This window comes from Actinomadura sp. BRA 177, assembly GCF_013372625.1.
Taxonomy (GTDB): Bacteria; Actinomycetota; Actinomycetes; order Streptosporangiales; family Streptosporangiaceae; genus Spirillospora.
In genome coordinates this window covers 1-6730 of sequence record NZ_JABXFD010000304.1, presented here as the reverse complement: position 1 = coordinate 6730, position 6730 = coordinate 1, and the positions used below count along the sequence as shown (strand labels likewise).

Below are 6730 nucleotides of genomic sequence, written 5' to 3'. Positions count from 1 at the left end.
TTTGTTGATGCTGTGTGGTCCAGTGAGTGTTCCACTGTCGGTTTCGGCGGCAGCGTCGAATGTGTATAAGGAGCGGGGGGGGTGGGGGCGCGGCGGCCGGAGGCCTCCGCCGAACGGGCCGGCAAGCACGGCGCGCCCTCGTTCGGGCGGTTCGAGGAGCGTTCGACGCCTGCGAGGCGGTGGCGTTCTCCGTCCCGCCGGACGTCCAGGCCGACCTCGCCGCCAGGGCCGCCCGCGCCGGCAAGGCCGTCCTGCTGGAGAAGCCCCTCGCCATGGACCTGGACGGCGCCCGCCGGGTGGCCGGCGCGATCGCCGAGGCGGGCGTCGTCTCGCAGATGGTCTTCACGCTGCGCTACTCGCGGGCCGCCCGCGACTTCCTCGGCCGCGTCGCCGACCTGGACCCGTTCGGCGGCTACGGCTCGTTCATCTCCTCGGTGCTGAGCGGCGGCCCGTTCGCCACCCCGTGGCGGCTGGAGAAGGGCGCGCTGCTCGACCTCGGCCCGCACATCGTCGACCTGCTGGACGCCTCGCTCGGCCGCGTCGTGGGCGTCCGCGCCCAGGGCGACCCGCTGGGCTGGCTCGGGCTGACCCTCGAACACGAGGGCGGCGCGGTCAGCCAGGCGTCCGTCTCGATGGCGGGCACGGGCGAGCTGCCCCCCGCCCGCGTCGAGGTCTACGGGCGCAAGGGGCACGCGGTGCTCGACTGGTCGCAGCTCGGCGACGACGCGTTCGCGACGATGGTCGCCGAATTCGCCGCGGCGGTCCGCGGCGGGCAGGCGCCGCAACTGGACGCCGCGCACGGCCTGCGCATCCAGGAGGTACTCGCCGCGGCAGATGCGCAGCTCACCGAGTGAGCGCTGGCATGCTGGAGCCATGACACGGACGATCAATGAGATCCTCGCCGACGCGCGCGGCAGGCTGGAGCGGCTCGACCCCGACAAGGCCCACGCGGAGACCCGCGAGGGCGCGCTCCTGGTCGACATCCGCCCCGCCGCGCAGCGGGCCGGCGAGGGCGAGGTGCCCGGCGCGCTGATCGTGGAGCGCAACGTCCTGGAATGGCGCCTCGACCCGGCCTCCGACGCCCGGCTGCCCGAGGCCACCGGCCACGACCTGCGCGTCATCGTGCTGTGCTCGGAGGGCTACACCTCCAGCCTCGCCGCCGCGTCCCTGCACGACCTCGGGCTGACCCGCGCGACCGACGTCGTGGGCGGCTTCCAGGCGTGGCGGGCCATGGGCCTGCCCACCACCGGCGGCGCGGGCGGCTGAGGCCCGCGCGCACAATTCACCTGTTTCGGCGGTCGATATCGCGTTCGCCTTAGTAATCGGTATCGCATTTTTAGCGGAGTCCGATAAAATGCGGTTCGCTTTTTGATTGGGCCTTGATTTCCGCGATCACTCGGGTAGAAAAAATGAAACCCTCTCCCGAGGAGGAAACCCCGTGAAGGCTCCCATCAGCAAGGCGGCCGCCCCGCTGGCCGCCGCGGCCGCGGTCCTCGCCATGACCGCCACCGGCGCGTCCGCCGCCACCACCACCCTCCACCAGGAGACCGCCACCGGAGCGCCCTACTCCGGCAACTGGCAGGTCTCCACCGTCGGCACCCTCGACTTCTCCGTCGACTACCTGGGCGCGAAGGTGACCGGGTCCTGCGACAGCGCGACCCTGCAGGGCACGGTCGTGTCCACCGGCGCCGGCGAGCTCACCGCCGCGTCCATCGGCGCCTGCCGGACGTCCAACGGGCTCAGCTCGCCCGCGACCGACCTCGACCTCGGCGACGTCACCGACCGCGGCGGCAGCGTCGCCTACGACCCCGTCGCCGGCGGCCGCGACGGCGTCCTGGCCATCAACGGCGGCCTGCGCTTCAAGATGGAAGGCAAGATCTTCGGCATCACCGTCACCTGCTACTACGGCTTCCAGACCGGCGACACCCCCGGCCTGCGGTTCGACGTCTACAACCGGGACAACCCGAACCGCCCGCTCCCGGACCAGGACGACGCGCAGGGCAGGGCCGACGACATCACGCTCGTCCGGCAGTCGGGCAGCAGCTTCCTCTGCCCGTCCAACGGCACCGGCAGCGGCGCCGCGATCGCCCGCGGCGAGAGCGAGCCCGGCTCCGGCGTCTTCGACCGCAAGCTCTACCTGACCGCCTAGCGCGGAGCGGCGGCCGGTCCCCGAGGCCGGTGCAAGGGAGTGATCATCCACCTCGGGGCCCGGCCGCCCTCATCTGCCCTCGCGGTGCTGGGTCGCCGTGTCGGAACGACCGGGGGCGTACGGCCGGAATCCTTTGGACGAACGCGAGGAATTCGAGCCTAACTCCGCTGGTCAGCACTGTGAAATGACAGCGTGCTTACAGTTGTTTCCCACCGGTGTCCGAACCCCGCCGTGGCAAATTCACCCGCGCCCGACGAAGCCGCGAAGCAGTTCGATTCCACGCCCGGGCGCCTCCCGGAAGACACCATGCCGACCCCGGGAAGAACGTGCAGTTCGCTGTGGCGGCGAGCCGCCGCGCCGCCGAAGCGGTCGCAACCGGATCGCCCTCGCCCTCGCCGTTCACGATCAGGACGGGACGCGAGACACGATCCAGGCGGGGCCAGGGACCGAACCGGGCCGCGAGCGTGTCCCGGAAGCGTTCGAGCACGTCGCGGTTCGTACGGATCGCCGCCGGGCCGCCGCAAGTACAACGGCAGGCAGACGCGCTCCCAGTCGTCCTGGACGTCCTCCCCGTCCCAGTACCGGCGCGCGATGTCGCGGGCCTCCGGACCCCCGAGCTGGGGCATGACGCTGTCGAGCACCACCCCGAGGATGCGGTCCGGACGGCGGTGCGCCACTGTCAGCGCCATTTGGACGTGCCGACGAGCACCGGATTCCCGATGCAGAAATCGACGACGTCGTCCGCCCAGCGCTCCGACGTCCACAACCCGTGATCGCTGGCGTCCGACCGCCCGCCGCCGCGCGACCACCTGCGCGAACTCGGCGGCCCGTCCCAGCACCGGCTTGGACAGCGAATGGTCGACGCCCGGCCCGCCGTGCAGCGCCACGAGGACAGGCCGCTCGACCATGGCCAGCCCGTCCGGGACGAGCCCGCCCCCCTCGACGTTCACGTCACCGATGTTGATGCGCATCGGATTGATTCTGCCCCCTGCGGAACAATGAGGGACGTGAGAGCGGTGGCCATTTCCGACACGCACGCGCCCCGGCGCTGGAAGTCCGTCCCGCCGCGGGTGGCCGAGCACCTGTGCGGCGCGGACGTGATCCTGCACGCGGGCGACGTGTGCACGGCCTCCGTCCTGGACGAACTGGCCGAGTACGCGCCGGTCCACGCCGTCCTCGGCAACAACGACGGCCCGGACGTCGCCGCGTGGGGCGCCCCGGAACGCCTGGAACTCGACCTGGACGGCCTCGCCGTCGCAATGGTCCACGACAGCGGCCAGGCCCGCGGCCGCACCGCCCGCATGCGCCGCTGGTTCCCGACGGCCGACCTGGTCATCTTCGGCCACTCGCACATCCCGCTGGACGAGACGGCCGACGGCATCCGCATCTTCAACCCCGGTTCCCCCACCGACCGCCGCCGCCAGCCCCACGGCACCCTAGGCCTCCTAGACATCCACGAAGGCCGCCTCACCGAAGCAAAAATCATCCCCGTCACCTAAGCAGTCCCGCTCTTCAACCCCGCGCACCGCTTCGGTATCCGACGACGTCACCACGTGGCCTCACAACGCACACGCGGACAACGCCGCCCACGTCCGTCTTGGACGGTGAGCTCGGCGCCCGACTAACCACTCCATCCACGAAGCGGGACGATCGTCTCGACGGTCGTGGGGGCGGCATGGAATCGTCCTCTTGAGCTGATCGCCACGATGGAGGGGGAGCCGGGATGACCGACCGCGTCACCTTGAACGTCCACGAAGGGGTCGCCGATGTGCGGCTCAACCGTCCGGACAAGCTGAACGCCCTCGACATGGCCACGTTCGACGCGCTCGCCGAGACGGGGGAGGCGCTCGCCGCCGACCCGTCCGTCCGTGCCGTGGTCCTGTCGGGTGAGGGACGGGCGTTCTGCGCCGGGCTCGACTTCTCCGGCTTCGCCGCCATGGCCGGTGACGGTGTGCGCACCGGCGACGGCGAGCGGACGAAGCGGCTGCTGAACGACATCACGGACCGCGAGCCGGGGCGCATCACCAACCTCGGCCAGCAGGCCGTGCACGTCTGGCGGGAACTGCCGCAGCCGGTCGTCGCCGCGGTCCACGGGCACGCCCTCGGCGGCGGGCTGCAGATCGCGCTCGGCGCCGACATCCGGATCGTCGCGCCCGACGCGAAGCTGTCCGTGCTGGAGATCCGGTGGGGCCTCGTCCCGGACATGACCGGAACCGCCGCGCTGATCCGCCTCGTCGGCGAGGACGTCGCGAAGGAGCTCACGTTCACCGGCCGCATGCTCTCCGGGGAGGACGCCGTCCGGATCGGCCTCGCCACCCGCACCGCCGACGACCCGCGCGCGGCGGCGACCGACCTGGCCCGCGAGATCGCCGGCAACAGCCCCGACGCCGTGCGCGGCGCCAAGCGGCTGCTGAACCGTGCGGCGGATCACGACCTGGCCGCCCAGTATCTCGAGGAGTCCCGGGAGCTCGGCGCGCTGCGCGGCAGCCGCAACCAGGTGGAGGCCGTCCGTGCCTACTTCGAGAAGCGCCCGCCCACCTTCACCGACCCGACCTGACGCAGGGCGCGGCGGCGGCCGACCTGGCCCGTGAGATCGCTGGCAACAGCCCCGATGCCGTGCGCGGCGCTAAGCGGCTGTTGAACCGTGCGCCGACCATGATCTGGCCGGCCAGTACCTTGAAGAGTCCCGGGAGCTCGGCGCGCTGCGCGGCAGCCGCAACCAGGTGGAGGCCGTCCGTGCCTACTTCGAAAAGCGCCCGCCCTCCTTCACCGACCCAACCTGACGCAGGGCGCGGCGGCGCGGTCTCCGGGTGGCGTCCCTATGAGCGGTACACCGAACGCCACCCGGGCCCGGTGACAACACCCTGGATCATGTCTGCGGCAGGAGTAGGCGAGTCATGCCGCGAGCCGAGCGACCTGGCTCCCCGCCATTGTGATAGTCGAACTGGGGCCGGGATGGGCTGCTACCAGGCCCGATGTCGACGTTCAGGAGAGCGCCCCGATCGACACCGGCCGGTTCCTGCAGCCCCGGATCGAACCGGAGATCGCGTTCCGGCATGCCACGAAACGGCCGGCCGGCGGCTCGTCAGGGTTTGCCGGCGCTGGCGTCGCCCAACGGACGTCCACGACGGGCGGGAAGGCATGCCCGCAGCTGCGGCGCGCCCGAGCCTGGAAGGACTCGCGGCGGGCCGTGTTCACCCGTTGGCTCGATCAGCAGCTTGTACGTCGTTCGGAGCTAGACCCAGAAGGAGGCGATCTTCGGGGCGGCGGCCCTGCCCTGTGCGAGGCCCGCGTTCGCCGACGGGGTGCGGGTGGACGGGTCCAGCGGGTCGGTGCCGAACGCCGCCCGCGACGTCTCGTCCGGGACGATCACTTCGACGCGTCCGCCCTCGCCCTCGACGGTCGCGACGTCCGCCGGCAAGGTCGGGTCGTCCATCGGCGCGATCAGCAGCACACGCTCGTGCCCCGCCGCGAGATCGAGGTTGTTCACCGAGCGGACTCCGCCGTCCACGTAACGGACGCCGCCGATCGTGACCGGCGGCCAGATCATCGGGACGGCGCAGCTCGCCGCGACGGCGTCCACCAGTGGAACGCCCGACGTGCGGTCGAACACGCGGAGATCACCGGTCAGCGCGTTCACCGCCGTCACCCGCAGATCCCTGGACGGCCACTCGTGCACCGGCAGCCGCGCCTCGATCACGGCCCGCCGCTCGGCCTCGCCGACCGTGTCGGCGGCCAGCGCCCGAGCCCCCAGACCCCGGCGGATCGCTGCCGGGTCGTCGTTCTCCTCCGCGAGCCGCATCCAGATCTCACCGAACTCGGCGACCGTCACGCCCCCCGACGGCACCAGCTCGCGGTTCTGCAGTGCCGGGTCGGCCTGGCGCTCGAACAACTCCCCGATGGACAGGCCGCTGCCTACCTGCGCCGCCACCGCCGATCCCGCCGACGTGCCGAGCAGCAGCCCGGCGCCGGTGACGTCCGTCCCCTCGCCGGCGAGGCCCGCGAGCACGCCCGTCAGCCAGGCGATCCCCGCGACACCGCCACCCCCGAGCACGAGCGCGCGTCCGTTCCCAGTCATGATCCGTCCTCCCGTCGTAGCGGTTAGAGCGTAGGACCCACCAAGATCCATTCCCGGCTCCGCCCGGCTCTGGCCACTCGTCCCGGCTGGGGAAGAGGGGCAGCGCCGCGCGTGCTGCTGGACCCGCGGTGGGCGGAATACTCGTGGCGCAGTGCCCGTTGGAGGACGTGGCGGGGCGAGGTCCGGGACACGGTCGAGGAGTCCGGAGCGTCGATTTGACGCGGGTGCTCGGACCACGTAAGTTAACCGCTCGTCCCCCTTACGGATGCAGGACGCCCGCATGGCGGCGGCCGGCCGGACAACGGGGAACCCACCTACGAACCAGCCGATGCGGCTTCGTCGCGTCTGCTGTGCCGTGCGGTGGCATCGGAAAGGTTCGGTTTTGACAATCGGGCAGGATCTGATGAAATAGCTCCACCGCTCCGAAGGTGCCGCGCAAGCGGCATTGGACGGGCGTTATCGGAGAAAGCCGAAATTGACAGGCCGGCCGGATCCGATAAAGT

At 71.5% G+C, this 6730-nt stretch carries 7 protein-coding genes; 5 read left to right on the top strand and 2 right to left on the bottom strand.

Translation table 11 applies throughout. The annotated features are described in order from the left end of the window. The first annotated feature begins 179 nt into the window (after positions 1 to 179). The 3 genes from HUX53_RS14820 (at position 180) to HUX53_RS14810 (ending at position 2149) form a co-directional block, all read left to right on the top strand. The gene (locus HUX53_RS14820) at positions 180 to 854 is read left to right on the top strand and encodes a Gfo/Idh/MocA family oxidoreductase (protein ID WP_309237227.1); all 675 of its coding nucleotides are present in this window, start codon (positions 180 to 182) and stop codon (positions 852 to 854) included. A gap of 19 nt (positions 855 to 873) precedes the next feature. After that, positions 874 to 1266, top strand: a complete 393-nt coding sequence (locus HUX53_RS14815; protein ID WP_176403768.1) for a rhodanese-like domain-containing protein — start codon at positions 874 to 876, stop codon at positions 1264 to 1266. A gap of 172 nt (positions 1267 to 1438) precedes the next feature. Next, a complete protein-coding gene (locus tag HUX53_RS14810; protein ID WP_176403767.1) occupies positions 1439 to 2149 on the top strand; it encodes a hypothetical protein in 711 nt (236 codons plus the stop codon). Between the two features lie 158 nt (positions 2150 to 2307). Here the strand turns inward: HUX53_RS14810 and HUX53_RS14805 are convergent, their stop codons facing one another. After that, on the bottom strand, positions 2308 to 3120 hold the full coding sequence (locus HUX53_RS14805; RefSeq protein ID WP_176403766.1) for a hypothetical protein: 813 nt from the start codon (positions 3118 to 3120) through the stop codon (positions 2308 to 2310). A gap of 45 nt (positions 3121 to 3165) precedes the next feature. Between HUX53_RS14805 and HUX53_RS14800 the strand changes: the two genes are divergently transcribed. Both HUX53_RS14800 and HUX53_RS14795 read left to right on the top strand, forming a co-directional pair. Then, positions 3166 to 3648 carry a metallophosphoesterase family protein gene (locus tag HUX53_RS14800; protein WP_309237226.1) on the top strand — a complete coding sequence of 161 codons (483 nt, stop codon included), beginning with the start codon at positions 3166 to 3168 and terminating at the stop codon, positions 3646 to 3648. A gap of 224 nt (positions 3649 to 3872) precedes the next feature. Further along, positions 3873 to 4706 (top strand): crotonase/enoyl-CoA hydratase family protein, encoded by an 834-nt coding sequence (locus HUX53_RS14795; protein ID WP_176403764.1) that lies wholly within the window; start codon positions 3873 to 3875, stop codon positions 4704 to 4706. Positions 4707 to 5384: 678 nt separating this feature from the next. Here the strand turns inward: HUX53_RS14795 and HUX53_RS14790 are convergent. Next, positions 5385 to 6227 (bottom strand): patatin-like phospholipase family protein, encoded by an 843-nt coding sequence (locus tag HUX53_RS14790; RefSeq protein WP_176403763.1) that lies wholly within the window; start codon positions 6225 to 6227, stop codon positions 5385 to 5387. Positions 6228 to 6730: the final 503 nt, after the last annotated feature.